This is a genomic window from Methylobacterium nonmethylotrophicum, assembly GCF_004745635.1.
Taxonomy (GTDB): Bacteria; Pseudomonadota; Alphaproteobacteria; order Rhizobiales; family Beijerinckiaceae; genus Methylobacterium; species Methylobacterium nonmethylotrophicum.
Genome location: NZ_SRLB01000017.1, coordinates 87,538 through 104,094 on the forward strand (window position 1 = coordinate 87,538; position 16,557 = coordinate 104,094).

Consider the following 16,557-nt stretch of genomic DNA (forward strand, 5'->3'; position numbering starts at 1 on the left):
AGGGCGAGACCCGAGGGTCTCGGCAGGCCTTCTCAGAATTCCGGCTCGTTCAGCACCCGCGTGCCGATCCGGCTCTGCAGATCGACCGGCGCGCCAGTCTGGTGGCCCGCGGCGTCAACCTCGATCACCGGGACGCCGGCGCTGCGCATCTGCTCGCGCAGGCGCTCCGACAGCATCCGGAAGGCGCCGCCGGTGTCGCGGGGCGGAACATGCAGCAGGACCGCCGCCGGGCGCGGCATCATCGCCAGGACGTCGTCCGCCGCCTCGAGGGAGGCGGTGACGCTGGCATAGCCCAGCTCGGCCAGCTCTGCGGAGAGGGCCCGGTCGACGGCGCGGTGGCCGTCATCGACGACGAGGACTTTTTGCAGCGCACCCATGTTCAAGCGTTAGCCGATCGCGCGCCTCTCGTGAAGGCACCGGGGCAGTAACGCCGTGAGCCGACAAAGGTTCACCGCCGTCGCGGGGCCGGGGCGGGCGGCCCATCCCGGCCCGGCCCGGCCCGGCCTCCGGCAAGAGGCTCAGAACATTCGCACTTTTCCGCAGGACGGGCCGGCCGAAAAATGTGCCGGCGCGGTGTCAGATCTCCGTCACCGCCGTGGCGACGCCGGCGAAGAGCGAGGCCCGGAAGCGCGAGGCCGACCACCCGTCGTGATTTTCGTCCTGAGTGGTGCTGCGGCGCAACATCCGGGTCGCGCAGGCCGGACCGCGGAAGCTCAGGCGGCCGTCGGGATCGCGGCGAAGCTGGAGCAGGCCGGTCCGCTCGGGGGCCGATGCGGCTCGTTCCGGAGCCGATGCGGCCCGCTCGGGGGACGCCAGCACGAGCCCGACATCCTGGGCGTCGCGGCGGCCGCACAGCAGGGCGACCTCGTCGAAGGCGACCGTGTCGACCACGCCGGGCCGTCCCGGCAGGCGGGTGCTGAGGCGGCAGGGCGCCCGGTGGACGTAGGCGAGGGTGCGCACGCGGCCCGGAACCGTGGTGCGGGCAAAACCCGCCTCCATCCAGGCGGGCGCGACGAGGTGGGTCGGCTGCGGCTGGTCGAGGGCGGAGGAGAGGGCGCCGGCATCGAAGACCGGATGGCACTCGAGGGCCGCTCCGGCGAGCAGGGCGGCGGCAAGCCCGGTGGCGAGGCCCTTGAGGTCGCTCGGCGGCAGCAGGCTGAGGATCCGATCGCCCGCCTCGGCCCGCAGGGGCACCAGGAAGGCGGCGGCCGCTGCCGTCAGCGCCTCGGCCTCGCGCAAGACCGCCTGGGGCGCGCCCTCGGGCTCGGGGAGAGGACCGGCGGCCCCCGGCCGGCCCGCCGGCGCGGGACCCGGCACCGCGAAGGTCACGAGCCCCGCCACCGATCCGGCGCCGAGCGAGGCGGCATCGCCGCGGTGGTCGAGCACGATCTGGTCGAGGCTCAGCACGCCGTCCGGCACGTGCGGCCCGAAGGCCGCGATGAAGCGCAAGGGGAAGTAGCGCGCCGCGACCCGGCACAGCCGCTCCGCCGGGCGCTCGGCCCCGAGCACGCCCTGGGTCAGGACGGCCAGCACCTGCGCCGCCTCGACGGCCTGGAGCAGGCGCCCCTCGTGCCAGGTGACCGGCAGGAGGCAGGGAACGTGGCCGGCCTGCTCGATCGCCAGGTAGGCGAGGTGCGCCTCGGCCATGCCGGCCATGCAGAGGCCGACGGGGCTCCGCGGCGGCAGGCGCAGCTGCTGCAGCCCCTCGGCCAGGCGCGCCACGATCTCCCGGGCGGCGGCGTAGGTCCAGGCGATGGCGGGCCGGCCGCACCAGGCGGGCTTGCTCGCCTGGTCGACGAAGGCGATGCGGGTCGGGTGCCGGTCGGCGACGGCGGCAAGGAGGGCGCAGAGGCCCATGGCGGCGGCGCGATCGGCCGGGATCGCCGGCGCCTCGCGGCCCGGCGCCGCCGTGGCGGCCCGCAGGAACGGCGCGTCGTCTCGTCTCACCGTCGCCTGAGCCGCCACCGCCGTAACCCCGCCCGCGCTTTTTCACCCCGCATCCTGCCCCGACATGGTTAAGGGCGTTTTAATCCTCCGGGACCTCTCGCGGTCCGCGATGGGATCGGCTAAGGGGCCCCTCGGTCGGCGGCCGAGGCCTTGCCTTCGCCTCAATCCGGGGGAAAGCAGGCGCCCCGGAGGCCGGGCGGAGCCCTTCGGCCGCGCTCCGCTTGCTGCCGGCGCACCCGCACCAGCGGGCTTCGCGCGCAAAAGCCACCGACGTTCTTGCCGTTTGAGGGGTCCACTCCTGATGTTCTTCGCGAATCGTCCCGCGCGCCCGAACCAGGCCGCCATCGCCTTCGCCCTGGCCGGCCTCGGGCTCGGTCTCGCGACCGCCCCGGCGCTCGCCCAGCCCAAGAAGCCCGCTGCCCCGGCGCCGGCCGCCCCCGCCCAGCAGGCTGCCCCGGCCGCCCAGGCGCAGCAGACCGGCCCGATGGTCGTGCAGGTGAAGGCCGAGCCGTCCCAGGCCGACTGGACCAAGGTCTGCGGCAAGGACCAGGGCAGCGGCAACGAGGTCTGCTACACCACCCGCGACTTCGTCTCCGACCAGGGCCAGGCGGTCCTCGCCGTGGCGGTCTACGACATGAAGGGCCCGCAGGGCGCCAAGGTCGTGCGCTTCCTGATGCCGCTCGGCCTGCTGCTGCAGCCCGGCATCCGCTTCACGGTCGATGGCGGCCAGCCGACCCCCGGCCGCTACGCCGTCTGCTTCCCGAACGGCTGCTTCGCCGAGGCGCCGGGCCTGAAGGACGACGTCATCGCGGCGATGAAGAAGGGCACGACCCTCAACGTCAGCGTGCAGAACCAGATGCAGCGCGAGGTCACCTTCGCGGTGCCGCTGGCCGGCTTCGGCAAGGCCTTCGACGGCGCCCCGATCGACCCGAAGGTGCTCGAGGAGCAGCAGAAGAAGCTCCAGGCCGAGCTCGAGAAGCGCAGCGAGGAGATGCGCAAGCAGCTCGAGCAGAAGAGCGGCACCCCGACCGCCGCGGCTCCGGCCAAGTAACCCTCGGCCAAGTAACCCTCGGCCAAGTAACCCTCGGCCAAGTAATACTCGGTCAAGCACTCTCCGGCCGAGCGAGGCCGCCGGCCTGAGACGCGGGAGGCCGCATCGGGGCGCCGGCCCCGGACCGGCGGCTCGACGACAGGTCGGGAATCATCCGAACTCCCCGGTATCGCCGCGCCGATGCCGGGGCGTTCCGCGTGGCAGGACCCCTGTGGCAGGACGCCTACCGGCGCAGGCCGCGGGTGACCCAATACTCACGCGGCACGCAGATGCCGAGCGAGGTCGGGAAGCCGGCGTGGAAGGCGATGAAGTCGCGGCGCAGCGCGGCGCGGCGGTCTTCGTCCAGGCTAGCGGCCAGGGCCTTGGTCGGACCGTAGCTGGTGGAGAAGGTCTCCCACGCCGCCTCCGGACTCGGCTCACGATAGAACGAGACGCCCTTCTCGAACGACAGGTCGAAGTCCCGGCCCAGCAGCGCGGCGATGCGCTCGGTGCGGCCCCACTCGAACGGCGAGGGCGGCGCCGGCACAGGCGGCGCCGGCATGTAGGGCTTCATCACCGTGAACATCTCGAACACGGCGCCGTCGGGCGTCCAGGTGGTCAGGGCGATGCGGCCGCCCCGCCGGCAGACCCGCGCCAGCTCCGCCGCCGCGGCCTCCGGCCGGCTGGCGAACATCACACCGCAGGTGGAGATCACCGCATCGAACGCGCCGTCGTCGAAGGGCAGGCTCTCCGCATCGCCGACCCGGTAGTCGATGGCGAGGTTCTCGGCCCTGGCCTGCTCGGCCGCGAAGGCGATCAGGTCGGGGCCAAGGTCGACGCCGACGACCTGCGCGCCGCGCCGGGCGACCAGGCGCGAGGTCCAGCCGGTCCCGGTGGCGAGATCGAGAATCCGCTCGCCGGGCTGCGGGGCCAGGCGCAGCACGCAATGCGCGATGCTGTCGGCGATGCCCCGGCTGATCTCATCGTAACGACCGCCGCCGGAGTTCCAGATGCCGGCCGGCCTGGCATTGTGAGGCTGGATCCCGCTGCTCATGACGACCTCCCGTTCGCGCAGGAAGCATCATCGAGACGATCGGCCGATCGTCACGATGGGGGACTGACAGTTGGATGCTTGCAAGAGCGACTGCATCGACTGACGGCATCTTATGAGAACGCGATCGACATTCGTTCACATAAGTTGCACGGCGCCATCGGCCAGGGCGGAGACAGCCGGGCGCCGCTGGGTCAGCCGGAACGGACCCGGCAGAGGCGCGACGAAGGCGCCGCGCTCCCGCCACGGGATCCCAAGAGGCTGCGGACGGACGACGATAGCGTCCAGCGCCTCAATTCGCCGCGTCGCCCCGCATGCGGTAGCCCCCGTCGGCGTCGCGCTCGAACATCTCGGGGATGCGGGCGTGGCGCAGGGCCTCGCCGGAGCGGTCCGGCACCAGGTTCTGCTCCGAGACGTAGGCCACGTACTCGGTGTCCTGGTTCTCGGCGAGCAGGTGGTAGAACGGCTGGTCCTTGGACGGCCGCACCTCCTCGGGAATCGCCTGCCACCATTCCTCGGTATTGGCGAAGACCGGGTCGACGTCGAAGATGATGCCGCGGAACGGGTAGATCCGGTGGCGCACGACATCGCCGATGTTGAACTTGGCGAGGCGGATGACGGCGCCGGACGGCGCGACGACGGGCTGCGGGGCGGGCATGGCGGAGGCGGTCTGTCCGAGAGGCAAGAGCTTCAGATAGGATCGGGCGTCACATAGGATGACGGGGGTGGGTTTGCACCGGCGCGGGGCCCGCGCGATGCGGGACCCGCGCCCTTGATCTCACGATGCCGGGAGGGCTCTCACCCCTCAAGGCCATAGGCCCGGGCGAGGTCGGGGTCCTTGGCCGCCACCAGCCGGGCGAGGTTCACGATCACGCTGGCCTGCTTCCAGGTGGCGTCGTCCTGCATCTTGCCGTCGAGCATCACCGCGCCGGTGCCGTCGGGCATCGCCTCGAGGATGCGCCGGGCGAAGGCGACCTCGCCCGGATCGGGGGCAAAGACGCTCTTCGCGATCGCGACCTGGCTCGGATGCAGGGTCCAGGCCCCGGCGCAGCCCATCAGGAAGGCGTTGCGGAACTGCACCTCGCAGGCGGCGGCATCCGAAAAGTCGCCGAACGGGCCGTAGAACGCCTTGATGCCGTTGGCCTGGCAGGCATCGACCATGCGGGCGATGGTGTAGTGCCAGAGGTCCTGCTGCACGCTCGCCCGCTCGGAGGCGCCGGGCGTGGGATCGGCGATGACGCGGTAGTCGGGGTGGCCGCCGCCGACCCGGGTGGTCTTCATGCCGCGCGACGCCGCCAGGTCCGCGGGCCCCAGGCTCATGCCGTGCATGCGCGGCGAGGCGCAGGCGATGGCGTCGACATTGGCGACACCCTCGGCCGTCTCCAGGATGGCGTGGACCAGGATCGGCTTGGTGACGCCGGCCTTCGCCTCGAGCTGGGCCAGCAGCTGGTCGACATAGTGGATGTCCCAGGGGCCCTCGACCTTCGGCACCATCACGACGTCGAGCTTGGTCCCGACCTCGGCCACGATCTCGATCAGGTCGTCGAGCAGCCAGGGTGAGTTGAGGGCGTTGACGCGGGTCCACAGGCCGGTGCCGTGGCGGGAGAAGTCGGTGTCCCGCGCCATGGCGATGAAGCCCTTGCGGGCGTTCAGCTTCTGGTCGGCCGGGACCGCGTCCTCAAGGTTGCCCAGCACCACGTCGACCTGGGCCGCCAGCTCCGGCACCCGGGCCCGGACCTTGTCGTTGTGCGGCGGCACGAAGTGGATCATCCGCTCGAGCCGCACCGGCAGCTCGCGAAACGGAGCCGGCGCCCCGGTGGCCAGGGGCTGGAAGAAGCGGCGCGGCAGTTTCATGGGGCGGATCTCCAACCTTCCGGCACGGCCGGCCACCGGCGAGCCCGCGTCGCGGGGTCCCGGCCGTGACGGAGGGGTAGTGCAGGGGCGGCGCGGCCGTAAAGGGGCGGCGGCTCGGCAGATGGTCGGGCTCCGGACCGAGGCCGGCGCCGGATCGCCCGCGCGGTGCCGGCCTGCAACGGCTGCGCCTCCCCGTCGGACGCCGCGGCGGCGCCTGCCTCCGGGCAGTGGCCCGGCGTCCGGCTTCGTCGGGAGCGGCCGGACACGCGCCAGAACTTGTCTTGGGATCAATCCCCGCAAGTCACCGCATGTCGACTTGCGGGGATTGATTTCGGCGTTATCATCAAGAGCGTTGGGAAGGGACAGACAATCCCGAACGGTGCGGCGGCCGGATTGATTGCAGGCCGGAACCTCCGCGCCGGGACCCGGCACGGATCCGGGGGAGCCCTGCGCGCGGGTGCCGTTTCGCACATGCGGCAGGGGAACGCAGGCGCACACACGGCGTTCACCGGGCGAGGCGGGCGGCGGAGGACACACACCATGTCCCGAGTGATGAATCGGCGCGGGTTGGCCGGCGCCGCGATGCTGGCGCTCGCTCTCGGCACGATGCCGGCGCAGGCCGGCACCGTCGCGGACCGCCAGCGCTCGACCGTGCGGGCGAGCTTCACGGCCGCGGACCTCGCGGCGGCGCGGCCGGAGGGCCTGGCCGCGACGGTGCGGCTTCCCGGCGACGACCCCGCCGCGTTCCGGGCCTTTCTCGACGGGGCGCCGATGGCGGCGCGGGAGCCCTGGCTCGCCCTCTCCGGCGGCGGCGAGAACGGCGCCTTCGCGGCCGGCCTCCTGAAGGGCTGGACCCGGGCCGGCAACCGGCCGGATTTCGGCGTCGTCACCGGCGTCTCGACCGGCGCGCTGATCGCGCCCTTCGCCTTCCTGGGCGCCGCGCAGGACGCGGCCCTGGAGAAGGCCTATACCGAGACCTCGGCCGCGGACGTGTTCGAGTTCGGCGGCGGCCCGGAGAGCCTGACCGACACCTGGCCGCTCAAGCGTGGCATCGAGCGCAGCGTCACCCCGGCCTTGCTCGCGGCGGTGGCGGCGGAGCACCGGAAGGGCCGGCGCCTCCTCGTCGTGACCACCGAGCTCGACTCGTTGCGCCCCACCCTGTGGGACATGGGCGCCATCGCGGCCGCGGGCGGCCCGGCCGGGCTCAAGCTCTTCCGCGAGGTGATGCTGGCCTCGGCGGCGATCCCCGGCATCTTCCCGCCGGTGATGATCGATTCGGTCGGCCCCGGGGCGAAGCGCTTCCAGGAGATGCACGCCGACGGCGGCGCCACCGCGCCGTTCTTCGTCGCCCCCGGCCGGACCCTGCTCGGGCCGATCGCCGGCGCGCCGGCCGAGGAGGACAAGCTCCCGGCGCCGGCGATCTACGTCGTCGTCAACACCGCGCAGGCGCCGGACTTCCAGGTCGCCCAGCGCTCGATGCTGAGCATCCTCGGCCGCTCGCTCTCGGCGATGATCAAGGCCCAGACCGCCGGCGCCATCGCGGTGACCAGGGCCTTCGCGGCGCGCACCGGCACGGCGATCCACGTCGCCACCATCGACCAGCGCTTCCCCCAGACCTCGCAGGCGCCCTTCGAGCAGGGCTACATGCGGGCGCTGTTCGCCCATGGCGAGCGGCTGGGGAAGGCCGGCACCGCCTTCGACTGGTCGCCCGACACGCTGGCCACCAGCTCGACCCGGCGGAGTGCCAGCAGCGCGCCGTGATACGTTTCAAGTATTTGTCAGGTTATGTCCCGAATTCACATCATCCCACCCACGACCTCATCCTGAGGTGCCGGTCGATCGCAGATCGCATGATCTGCGATCGACCGGCCTCGAAGGAGGGCTCCAGTCATCTCGGTGGGATCTGGAGGCCTCCGAGGCTCGCTAAGCTCGCACCTCAGGATGAGGGTGTGGGTGGGGTGGACCTTGTGCGGCTCACCCCCGCATCAGAGTCGGCGTGCCCAGCCGCGGCGTCACGCCCTCGCGCATCACCAGGCGGCGCAACGGCGCGATGGTCGAGAGGGCCAGCAGCCCGATGCCGCGGGCGAGGTCGCCGGGCAGGAAGGCGGTCAGCAGGCTGCGGTTGAGGGTGTCGACCGCCGTCGTGCGCAGGCGGGCATCGAGGGCCCGGCCGCGGGCGAAGCCGGACAGCACCGATTCGGCACCGGGATCGCGGGCGCCCGCCACCGCGTCCCGCAGGGCGGCGGCGTCGCGCAGCCCCAGGTTCAACCCCTGCGCGCCGATCGGCGGGAAGACATGGGCGGCCTCGCCGACGAGCGCGAGGCGGGGGCCCACCGGCCGGGGCACCGAGAGGCCGCGCATCGGCACCAGGCCCCGCGGCCCATCGATCCGCATCGCGCCCAGCATCGACTGCGCCTGGCGCTCGATCGCGGCGGCGAGCGCGGCGTCGTCGAGGGCGATCAGGCGCTCCGCCCGCGCCTCGGCCGAGACCCAGACCAGGCTGGAGCGGCGTCCGCCCGGCAGCGGCACCAGGGTGAAGGGCCCCTCGCGGGTGTGGAACTCGGTCGAGATCTCGCGGTGGTCGCGGGTATGCGCCAGGATCGTGGTCAGCGCCTTCTGCGGGTAGGTCCAGCGCTGCGCCGTCAGGCCCGCCGCCTCGCGCAACGGCGAGCCGCCGCCATCCGCCGCGACCACGAGGCGCGCCGCGACGCTCCCGCCGCCTTCCAGGGCCAGCACCGCCCGGTCCTCCTGCAGCGTGCGCCCGGCGGCGTCGTGCTCGATCAGCGTCAGCCCCGGCACCGCCCGGGCGCGGGCCCGCAGGGTCTCGACGAGGCGCGCGCTCTCGACGTTCCACCCGAAGGCGTCGAGGCCGATCTCGCGGGCGACGAAGCGGGCCGGCGGCGGGCGAAACAGGCTGCCGGTGTCGTCGATCAGGTGCATCTCGGCGAGCGCCGCCGCCTGCGGTTCCAGCGCCTCCCAGGCGCCGAGGGCGCGCAGCAGCCTCACCGAGCCGTCGAGGAGCGCCACGGTGCGCCCGTCGGCCACGGGGGCGTGGCGGCCGACGAGCGCCGTGCGCAGGCCCTCGCGGGCGAGCGCCAGGGCGGCCGCCAGGCCGACCGCGCCGGCCCCGACCACCGCCACGTCGTAGATGTCGCCCTCGGGCGTGGAAGCGGCGGTCTCACTCACGACACGGGCTCTCCTCGAACGATCCTGGGTCAGATCTGGGTCATGCAGGGCTCGTCCGCCATCCCGGCCATTGCCGAAGCGCCGCCGCCACCTATGATCCCGCCCGCCACCAAGAGCGACATGGGAGCGGGCGATGCCCAAGGCGATCCGGATTCACGAGTACGGCGGCCCCGAGGTGATGCGCTACGAGGACGTCACGGTGGCCGAGCCCGGCCCCGGCCAGATCCGGGTGCGCCAGAGCGCGATCGGCGTCAACTTCATCGACATCTACTTCCGTTCCGGCCAGTACAAGGCGCCCCAGCTCCCCTTCACCCCCGGCAACGAGGGCGCCGGCACCGTGGTGTCGGTGGGCGAGGGCGTGACCGGCTTCAGGCCGGGCGAGCGGGTCGCCTACGGCTCGGCCTCCGGCACCTATGCCGAGGAGGTGGTGATCGACGCGAAGTCCGTGGTGCGCCTGCCGGACAGCATCGACGACAACACCGCCGCCGCGATGATGCTCAAAGGCCTGACCACCCAGTACCTGCTGCGGCGCACCTACCGGGTCCAGCCCGGCGACACGATCCTGTTCCACGCCGCCGCCGGCGGCGTCGGGCTGATCGCGACGCAATGGGCCAAGCACCTCGGCGCCACGGTGATCGGCACCGTCGGCTCGCAGGACAAGGTGTCGCTCGCCCGCGAGCACGGCTGCGACCACGTCATCCTGTACCGCGACGAGGATTTCGCCGCCCGGGTCAAGGAGATCACCGGCGGCAAGGGCTGCCAGGTGGTCTATGACGGCGTCGGCAAGGCGACCTTCCCGGCCTCCCTCGATTGCCTCAGGCCGTTCGGCTATTTCGTGAATTTCGGCAGTGCGTCCGGCCCGGTCGCCGCCTTCGACATCGGCCTCCTCGCCCAGAAGGGCTCGCTCTACGCCACGCGGCCGACCCTGTTCACCCACGCCGCCGACCGCGCGACGCTGGAGGAGATGGCTGCCGACCTGTTCGACGTGGTGGGCAGCGGCGCGGTGAAGATCCCGGTCCACACCCGCGCCAAGCTCGCCGACGCGCCCAAGGTCCACGCCGACCTCGCCGGGCGCCAGACGACCGGCGCCACGGTGATGCATCCCTGATAGCCTGACGCAGCGGCATCCGGGGCGATTCGCGCCCCGGATCGGCGGAGACCTTGAGCGTGATGCGCCCGACAGAGACCGACCTGCTCCTCGTCATCGACGTCCAGGCCGATTTCCTGCCCGGCGGCGCGCTCGCGGTGCCGGACGGGGACGCGGTGATCGCGCCGATCAACGCGCTCGCCCGCCAATTCAACCACGTCGTCCTGACCCAGGACTGGCACCCGGCGGGCCACGCCTCCTTCGCCACGAGCCACCCGGGCAGGCAGCCCTTCGAGACGGTGCGGCTGCCTTACGGCGAGCAGGTGCTGTGGCCGGAGCACTGCGTCCAGGGCACGCCCGGCGCCGCGCTGTCGCCGAAGCTCGACCTGCCCCACGCCGAGCTGGTCCTCCGCAAGGGCTACCGGCGCGGGATCGACAGCTACTCGGCCTTCCGCGAGGCCGACCGCACCACCCCGACCGGGCTTGCCGGCTACCTGCGCGAGCGCGGCCTCACCCGGGTCGTCCTGTGCGGGCTCGCCACCGATTACTGCGTCGGCTGGAGCGCCCTCGACGCGCGGGAGGCGGGTTTCCAGGCGGTGGTGGTCGAGGATGCCTGCCGGGCGATCGACCTCGGCGGGTCGCTGGCGCGGGCCTGGGACGCGATGGCGGCGGCGGGGGTGGAGCGGGTGGAGAGCGGGGCGATCGGGGGGTGAATGCAGCCCAGGTCGCAGAGGCGCACGCACGGACCAACAGCTTCACGTCGTGCCAAAGGCGCGGGTTTCCCCCTCTCCCCGCGGGCGGGAGAGGGGAGATGCGCACGATGCAGTGCGTTTTACACCGCCACCCCGTGCAGGTCGTAGGCATCCGCCGACTCGATCTTCACCGTCACGATGTCGCCGACCCGGACCGGGCGGCGGAAGGCGACGTGGACATTGCCGTCGATCTCGGGCGCGTCGTATTTCGAGCGGCCCTTGGCGACGGTCGGGCCGGCGGCGTCGATGAGGACCGGCAGGCGCTTGCCGACCTTGGCCTTCTGGAGCCTCAATGACACCGCCTGCTGGGTCTCCATGAAGCGGCGCTGGCGCTCGGCCTTCACCGCGTCCGGCACCGCCTCGGCCATCGCGTTGGCGGGGGCGCCGCGGACCGGCTCGTACTGGAAGCAGCCGACGCGCTCGAGCTTGGCCTCCTTGAGCCAGGCCAGCAGCTCCCCGAACTCGTTGTCGGTCTCGCCCGGGAAGCCGACGATGAAGGTCGAGCGGATGGCGAGGTCCGGGCAGGTGGTGCGCCAGGAGCGGATGCGCTCCAGCATCTTCTCCTGGTTGCCCGGGCGGCGCATGCGCCTGAGCACCGTCGGGCTCGCGTGCTGGAGCGGCATGTCGAGGTAGGGCAGGACCTTGCCCTCGGCCATCAGCGGGATGACCTCGTCGACGTGGGGGTAGGGGTAGACGTAGTGCAGGCGCACCCAGGCGCCGAGTTCGCCCAACTCCTTGGCCAGGTCGTAGAACCGCGCCCGCACCTCGCGGTCGCGCCAGACGCTCGTGGCGTAGCGGGTGTCGATGCCGTAGGCGCTGGTGTCCTGCGAGACGACGAGCAGTTCCTTGACGCCGGCCTTCACCAGCTTCTCGGCCTCGCGCAGCACGTCCGCCGCCGGTCGGCTGACGAGGTCGCCGCGCAGCTGCGGGATGATGCAGAACGTGCAGCGGTTGTTGCAGCCCTCCGAGATCTTCAGATACGCGTAGTGCCGCGGCGTCAGCTTGACCCCCTGCGGCGGGATCAGGTCGAGGAAGGGGTCGTGGGCCGGGGGCACCGCCTCGTGGACCGCCGCCACCACCGACTCGTAGGCCTGCGGCCCGGTGACGGCGAGCAGGTTCGGGTACTTCTCGCGGATCTCCTCTGGCTGCGCGCCCATGCAGCCGGTGACGATCACCCGGCCGTTCTCCGCCATCGCCTCGCCGATCGCCTGCAGCGATTCGGCCTTCGCCGAATCGAGGAAGCCGCAGGTGTTGACGATCACCACGTCGGCACCGTCGTGCTTGCGCGCCAGCTCGTAGCCCTCCGCCCGCAGGTGGGTGAGGATGCGCTCGGAATCGACCAGCGCCTTGGGACAGCCGAGCGACACGAAGGAGATCTTTGGGGCGGGTGCGTTCATGGCAGGAAGGGGAGCGACGCCGGCCCGCGGCCGAGGCGGCGCGAGCGGGATCAAGGATTTAGGGAAGGGTGCTGGGGCAGGCCTCTAGCACAGGGGAGGGCGGGCGTCACGGGCCGGCGGTTTGCGGCGCGCCGGATCTGCGGCACCATGCGGCGTTCGCGGGCCGAGGGTCGCATGTCGCCAGGGCAGGTCTTCCTCATCGCCGCTCTCCTCGCGGTGGCCGCCATCCTGGGCGCGGCGACCGCCGCGTGGGGCGATGCGCTTCCGGCCGGCCTCCGAATGGCCGGCTTCGCGGTCGCCGGTCTCCTGCTCGGGCTCGCGCTGACGCCGGTCCGGGGCGGCCTGGTGCCGGGCGCCCTCGCCGGGTACGGGCTCGGCCTGATCCCGGTCGCCGCGATCGGGCTGGCCTCGACCCCCCTGATCGGCCTCCTGCCGACGCTCCTGGGGCTCGCCTTCGGGGCGGCCTCCGTGGCCGCCCTTGCGATGGCCCTGCACCGGATCTGGACGTCGGACGAGCCGGTCCGGCTCGAGAGCGACTGGGGCGGCTTGGGGCACGGGGTCGGCGGCTGGCAGCTCTCGACCCCCGCGGCCCTGCTGCTCTGCGCCCTCGCCTTCGGGGGCATGACGGTGGGGGCGGTCGCGCTCCATGCCAGGGTCGCGGACCCCGCCGCAAAGGGGGACGCGACGGCCAAGCCCGGCGTCGCACCGGCCCCACCGGCACCGGGTGCCGCACCGCCCGCGGCCCGGGCGAAGTGAACCGATGCCGCTGCACCTCCTCGACATCGACGTCGCCCGGACCGGCCCGCAATACGGGCCCGATGCCTGGATCCCCGCGGCCCGGACGCTCGCCATCGCGTCGGTTCCCGAGACGATCCTCGAGCGCGAGCTCTGGCGCTACCTGCGCGAGGAGGTCGAGGGCCGCTCGTTCCTGATCGCGGGCCATCGCGGGGCCGGGAAGACGACCCTGGTGCACCGGGCGGTCGCCAGCGTCGCCGACGAGGTCCTGATCGCCGCCGCCGCGGGCCAGCCCCTGCCGGCGCGGCAGCGCCCGCTCCTGGTCAGGCTGCACGGCCCGAGCCTGTTCTCGGGCCGGCTGCCGGAACAGGGGAGCGTGCCGAAGACGGACGGGAGCGCGGCGGCCGAGTCCGCGAAGGCCGAGACGACGACAGCCAAGCCGGCGCAACCGTCGACGCACGACCGCACCCGGGCGGCCCTGGCCCAGATCATGGCGGCGCTCTACCGCGCCCTCGCCACGGAAGTGGCCCGGCGGTTCCGCACGCAGGCCCTCCGCGGCGGCCAGCCGGCCTCGCCCGCCGCGACGGCGCGCCTCGCCGAGGGGCTCGAACTGGCCGCCCGCCTGCGGCTCGAGCTCGACACGGCGCCCGGCCCCGGCGCGCTGCGTGCCGTCTACCGGCGCGCCGGGCGGCTGCGCCAGGGCGTGCTGTGGCCGGAGGTCGGGGCTGCCCGCCTCGACCAGGGCGTGCGCGAGATCGTGGCGGTCGCCACCGCCGCCCAGTCGTTCCAGGTCTGCATCGGGGCGGTCAGCTATCAGCACGTCAGCAAGGGGACCGGCGAGCAATCCGTGAAGGCGGAGGCGAAGGGCGAGGCGAACCTGAAGGGCGTGCTCGATCGGCTGTCCGGCCTGCTCGTCGGCGCGGCGGTCGGGACCGGGGTGGGCGCCGTCAGCGGCAGCGCGGCGAACGCGGCGACGGCGGGACTCGTCGGCGGCCTCGTCTCGGCCCTGACCTTCTCGTTCGCCGCGACGCGCGCCGACCGGCGGGACGAATCGGCCGAGTACCGCTTCATCCGGGACTTCTCCCTCGCCACCCTCGACCGCGACCTGCCCGAGGTGATCCAGCGCCTGCGCGAGGCCGGCCTCGCCCCGGTCTTCGTCATCGACGAGCTCGACAAGCTCGACGACACCCGCGCCTGCGTCGAGGAGCTGATCGGCCAGCTGAAGAACCTGACCACCGATTACGGCTTCTTCTGCTTCCTGACCAATCGGGCCTACTACGAGGACGTCTGGTGGCGGATGCGCCAGTCGGCCTATCCACGGGAATTCACCTATTTCAGCAACCTCCTGTTCGTGCACTACGGCGCCCCGGAGGTCCTGCGCTACCTCCTGCGGATCGTGCAGCCGGCGGAGACCGCCCGCCCGACGCAGGAAGCGGCCGCCTGGATGACCTTCGCGTTCGCGGCGCGCCACCGCTCGCGCCTGAACTCCATCGCGCTGATGCGCGAGCTGTCGCTCGCCTTCGACGAGGCCGGAGCGATGCGGGTCTCGCCCGAGCGAATCGCCGCCAGCGTGCAGGGCCGGCTTCAGGCCAGCGTGCAGGTCGCGGTCGACCTCTGCCTCGACGGGCCCGAATTGTCGGTGCGCATCGCCGCGGACCCGCTCTTCGCGCAACTCGCCGTCGACGCGCTCTACCGGCTCTCCGCCGCGTGGGAGAGCGGCGAGGAGGACGTAAGCCTCGGCCCCGTGGCCCTCGCCGCCTATCTCAGGACGCGCAGCGACGCCCCGGCGCCGGCCGAGGCCGACCCGCCGAGCGAACCGCCCGACCCGCCTCCCGCACGGGCGGCCCCGCGGGGCGTGGCGACCACCGACGCCCTCTCCCCCGAGGACCTCGCCTTGCTGTCGCGCTCGGCGATCGGTCTGGCCGATCTCCTGGCGGATTTCGACGCCCTGAAGAAGGCGGCTGCCGGGTACTGGACGCCGCACCGCCGGGAGCTTCTGGCCGGCATCGGGCCGGACGACACGTTCGTCGCCGCCGGGCTCGCGGCCTTCGAGGGCATCGTCGGCGCCGGGCTGATGCCCGAGGGCATCACCGGCCTCGTCGAGAAGGTGGCGAACGGCCGGTACGCCTTCCAGGTCGACCGCTACGGCGCGCGGCATGCCAGGAGGTCTCAGGAGGCGGTCACGGCGGATGCGGCGGCCTTGCTGGAGACGGCCGACGCGCTGCTGGATAGCTTCGCGGATCTGGGAGTCACGCCCGCGGCGCTGATCGACGCGGGGGTGCTGGCGGCATCGGCGGCGGAGCAGCCCCTCGCCGAGGCGTCGACCCGGATCCGCGCCGGCCGCGCGGAGGCGGAAGACGGGTCGCTGGTCAGGGCGTTCGTGGAGACCTGCGTCGCGGCGGGCGATATTCTGGGATGGACGATCCTCCTGGCCCGGACGGTCGTCGGGACGAGCGGCAAGACCGAGGACGGATTGCGCGCCGTCCTGCGGCACCTGCGCATCGACGAGGTGGACCGCGCCGCAGCCGGCGCCTCCCTGGACACGCTGCTGGACGGTATCCTGAACGACGTCCCACCCGGCGTGACCGTGCCGCCGCCCTTCGCGGCAGATCCCGGGAGCGTGCGGGACTGGCGGGAGAGGATTCGTGGCGCGGGACGGGCCCTCGTCGCCCCGCCGCGCGACGGAAACGATATCGAGCGGTGGGAGGCCTGGCGGCCGCGCGTCCTGAGCTTCCTCGCCGAGCCCGAACCGTCACCCGGCGCCGTCTCACTCGAGGACGTCGTGCAGGCCGTGCATGGAACATGGCCCGGCGGCCTTCTGCGCCGCCGCCTCGGCACGGTTACCGTCGCGGAATGGAGCGCGCTGGCCCAGCGTGCATCCCCTTTTCCGGTCGAAGGCGGCCCGGACGACGAGAACCTGGACAGCAGCGTCCCGCAGCCGCCGCGCTGGGCCTTCGTCGCCGCCCTTGCGGCTCTCGGCTTCGATCGCGATATCGTCGCGGCGGCCGCCGAGCAGGTCGGCGGTGCGAAAGGTCTCGACGATTTCGTGCGGGCCGCCCGCGATGCGGGACCGAAGCGCGCAGGCGTGCTATGGTTCAAGGACGACACTGCCGATCTCGCAGACGCGCCGCCGCCGCCGGATGCGACCGGGATCCTGGCAGTCAATGAGTTCGAGCTATGGCGCTCGGCCAGGCTGATCGGCTGGTTGGCGGAACGGAACGCCTTCGACCTGGTTGGCCGGGACGGCGGCACGCCACGAGTCAGGTTGGAGAGAGGCGATGAGTGACGTCTTCGACGACAAGGTGATCCGCAAGCTGGAGAGCCTCGGGCTAGGCAACGTGCCGCGCTTCGTCGTCAAGCAAGGCAAGCCGACCACGTCGTCCCTCTCGTCCGGCGCGGAGACGATCTTCGCCGCCCGGTCGCTGGGCGACGCGGTGCGGCGGATGAGCCGGGCGGTGGATGAGAGCTCCGCCTATGGCGGGAAGGCGGAGACGACGAAAGGCTCCTGACGCCTCCGG

General features: G+C 72.8%; 14 protein-coding genes. 7 read left to right on the forward strand and 7 right to left on the reverse strand.

Annotation, left to right across the window (positions count from 1 at the left end; translation table 11 throughout):
- Window positions 1-32: 32 nt before the first annotated feature.
- Window positions 33-377, reverse strand: coding sequence for a hypothetical protein (locus EU555_RS22280; protein ID WP_135417424.1), 345 nt, complete (start codon window positions 375-377; stop codon window positions 33-35).
- 199 nt (window positions 378-576) lie between these two features.
- A complete protein-coding gene (locus tag EU555_RS22285; RefSeq protein WP_245524436.1) occupies window positions 577-1,947 on the reverse strand; it encodes an AMP-binding protein in 1,371 nt (456 codons plus the stop codon).
- 301 nt (window positions 1,948-2,248) lie between these two features.
- Here EU555_RS22285 and EU555_RS22290 point away from each other — a divergent pair, with 301 nt between their 5' ends.
- The gene (locus EU555_RS22290) at window positions 2,249-2,998 is read left to right on the forward strand and encodes an invasion associated locus B family protein (RefSeq protein WP_135417425.1); all 750 of its coding nucleotides are present in this window, start codon (window positions 2,249-2,251) and stop codon (window positions 2,996-2,998) included.
- A gap of 223 nt (window positions 2,999-3,221) precedes the next feature.
- Here EU555_RS22290 and EU555_RS22295 read toward each other — a convergent pair whose 3' ends face one another.
- From EU555_RS22295 to EU555_RS22305, 3 genes are all read right to left on the reverse strand, one after another.
- Window positions 3,222-4,031: a class I SAM-dependent methyltransferase gene (locus EU555_RS22295; protein ID WP_135417426.1), complete on the reverse strand. Its 810-nt coding sequence runs from the start codon at window positions 4,029-4,031 to the stop codon at window positions 3,222-3,224.
- A 289-nt stretch (window positions 4,032-4,320) separates the two neighbouring features.
- The gene (gene hspQ / locus EU555_RS22300; RefSeq protein ID WP_135417427.1) at window positions 4,321-4,686 is read right to left on the reverse strand and encodes a heat shock protein HspQ; all 366 of its coding nucleotides are present in this window, start codon (window positions 4,684-4,686) and stop codon (window positions 4,321-4,323) included.
- A 140-nt stretch (window positions 4,687-4,826) separates the two neighbouring features.
- The gene (locus EU555_RS22305; RefSeq protein WP_135417428.1) at window positions 4,827-5,882 is read right to left on the reverse strand and encodes an HpcH/HpaI aldolase/citrate lyase family protein; all 1,056 of its coding nucleotides are present in this window, start codon (window positions 5,880-5,882) and stop codon (window positions 4,827-4,829) included.
- Window positions 5,883-6,422: 540 nt separating this feature from the next.
- On the opposite strand from EU555_RS22305, the gene EU555_RS22310 reads away from it, so the two are divergent.
- Complete coding sequence (locus EU555_RS22310) at window positions 6,423-7,643, forward strand: patatin-like phospholipase family protein (protein WP_135417429.1); 1,221 nt, start codon at window positions 6,423-6,425, stop codon at window positions 7,641-7,643.
- Between the two features lie 213 nt (window positions 7,644-7,856).
- Here EU555_RS22310 and EU555_RS22315 read toward each other — a convergent pair whose 3' ends face one another.
- On the reverse strand, window positions 7,857-9,068 hold the full coding sequence (locus tag EU555_RS22315) for a UbiH/UbiF family hydroxylase (RefSeq protein WP_135417430.1): 1,212 nt from the start codon (window positions 9,066-9,068) through the stop codon (window positions 7,857-7,859).
- Window positions 9,069-9,201: 133 nt separating this feature from the next.
- Between EU555_RS22315 and EU555_RS22320 the strand changes: the two genes are divergently transcribed.
- Together EU555_RS22320 and pncA are read left to right on the forward strand one after the other, a co-directional pair.
- Window positions 9,202-10,176 (forward strand): quinone oxidoreductase family protein, encoded by a 975-nt coding sequence (locus tag EU555_RS22320; RefSeq protein ID WP_135417431.1) that lies wholly within the window; start codon window positions 9,202-9,204, stop codon window positions 10,174-10,176.
- A 62-nt stretch (window positions 10,177-10,238) separates the two neighbouring features.
- Window positions 10,239-10,868 carry a bifunctional nicotinamidase/pyrazinamidase gene (gene pncA / locus EU555_RS22325; RefSeq protein ID WP_135417475.1) on the forward strand — a complete coding sequence of 210 codons (630 nt, stop codon included), beginning with the start codon at window positions 10,239-10,241 and terminating at the stop codon, window positions 10,866-10,868.
- A gap of 119 nt (window positions 10,869-10,987) precedes the next feature.
- Here pncA and rimO read toward each other — a convergent pair whose 3' ends face one another.
- On the reverse strand, window positions 10,988-12,304 hold the full coding sequence (rimO, locus tag EU555_RS22330; RefSeq protein WP_135417432.1) for a 30S ribosomal protein S12 methylthiotransferase RimO: 1,317 nt from the start codon (window positions 12,302-12,304) through the stop codon (window positions 10,988-10,990).
- 174 nt (window positions 12,305-12,478) lie between these two features.
- Between rimO and EU555_RS22335 the strand changes: the two genes are divergently transcribed.
- Genes EU555_RS22335 through EU555_RS22345 form a run of 3 tightly spaced genes read left to right on the forward strand, consistent with a single transcriptional unit; the run spans window position 12,479 to window position 16,548 of the window.
- Complete coding sequence (locus EU555_RS22335) at window positions 12,479-13,060, forward strand: hypothetical protein (protein ID WP_135417433.1); 582 nt, start codon at window positions 12,479-12,481, stop codon at window positions 13,058-13,060.
- A 4-nt stretch (window positions 13,061-13,064) separates the two neighbouring features.
- Complete coding sequence (locus EU555_RS36310; RefSeq protein WP_167858637.1) at window positions 13,065-16,325, forward strand: hypothetical protein; 3,261 nt, start codon at window positions 13,065-13,067, stop codon at window positions 16,323-16,325.
- Entirely contained in the window at window positions 16,318-16,548 is a 231-nt protein-coding gene (locus tag EU555_RS22345) for a hypothetical protein (RefSeq protein WP_135417434.1), read from the forward strand. Before EU555_RS36310 ends, EU555_RS22345 begins: the two co-directional genes overlap by 8 nt.
- Window positions 16,549-16,557: the final 9 nt, after the last annotated feature.

What these genes read in the sequence shown, in the direction of transcription:
- EU555_RS22280 (WP_135417424.1), bottom strand. Translation starts at nt 377, where the DNA reads ATGGGTGCGCTGCAAAAAGTCCTCGTCGTCGATGACGGCCACCGCGCC.
- EU555_RS22290 (WP_135417425.1), top strand. Translation starts at nt 2,249, where the DNA reads ATGTTCTTCGCGAATCGTCCCGCGCGCCCGAACCAGGCCGCCATCGCC.
- EU555_RS22295 (WP_135417426.1), bottom strand. Translation starts at nt 4,031, where the DNA reads ATGAGCAGCGGGATCCAGCCTCACAATGCCAGGCCGGCCGGCATCTGG.
- hspQ (WP_135417427.1), bottom strand. Translation starts at nt 4,686, where the DNA reads ATGCCCGCCCCGCAGCCCGTCGTCGCGCCGTCCGGCGCCGTCATCCGC.
- EU555_RS22305 (WP_135417428.1), bottom strand. Translation starts at nt 5,882, where the DNA reads ATGAAACTGCCGCGCCGCTTCTTCCAGCCCCTGGCCACCGGGGCGCCG.
- EU555_RS22310 (WP_135417429.1), top strand. Translation starts at nt 6,423, where the DNA reads ATGTCCCGAGTGATGAATCGGCGCGGGTTGGCCGGCGCCGCGATGCTG.
- EU555_RS22320 (WP_135417431.1), top strand. Translation starts at nt 9,202, where the DNA reads ATGCCCAAGGCGATCCGGATTCACGAGTACGGCGGCCCCGAGGTGATG.
- pncA (WP_135417475.1), top strand. Translation starts at nt 10,239, where the DNA reads ATGCGCCCGACAGAGACCGACCTGCTCCTCGTCATCGACGTCCAGGCC.
- rimO (WP_135417432.1), bottom strand. Translation starts at nt 12,304, where the DNA reads ATGAACGCACCCGCCCCAAAGATCTCCTTCGTGTCGCTCGGCTGTCCC.
- EU555_RS22335 (WP_135417433.1), top strand. Translation starts at nt 12,479, where the DNA reads ATGTCGCCAGGGCAGGTCTTCCTCATCGCCGCTCTCCTCGCGGTGGCC.
- EU555_RS36310 (WP_167858637.1), top strand. Translation starts at nt 13,065, where the DNA reads ATGCCGCTGCACCTCCTCGACATCGACGTCGCCCGGACCGGCCCGCAA.
- EU555_RS22345 (WP_135417434.1), top strand. Translation starts at nt 16,318, where the DNA reads ATGAGTGACGTCTTCGACGACAAGGTGATCCGCAAGCTGGAGAGCCTC.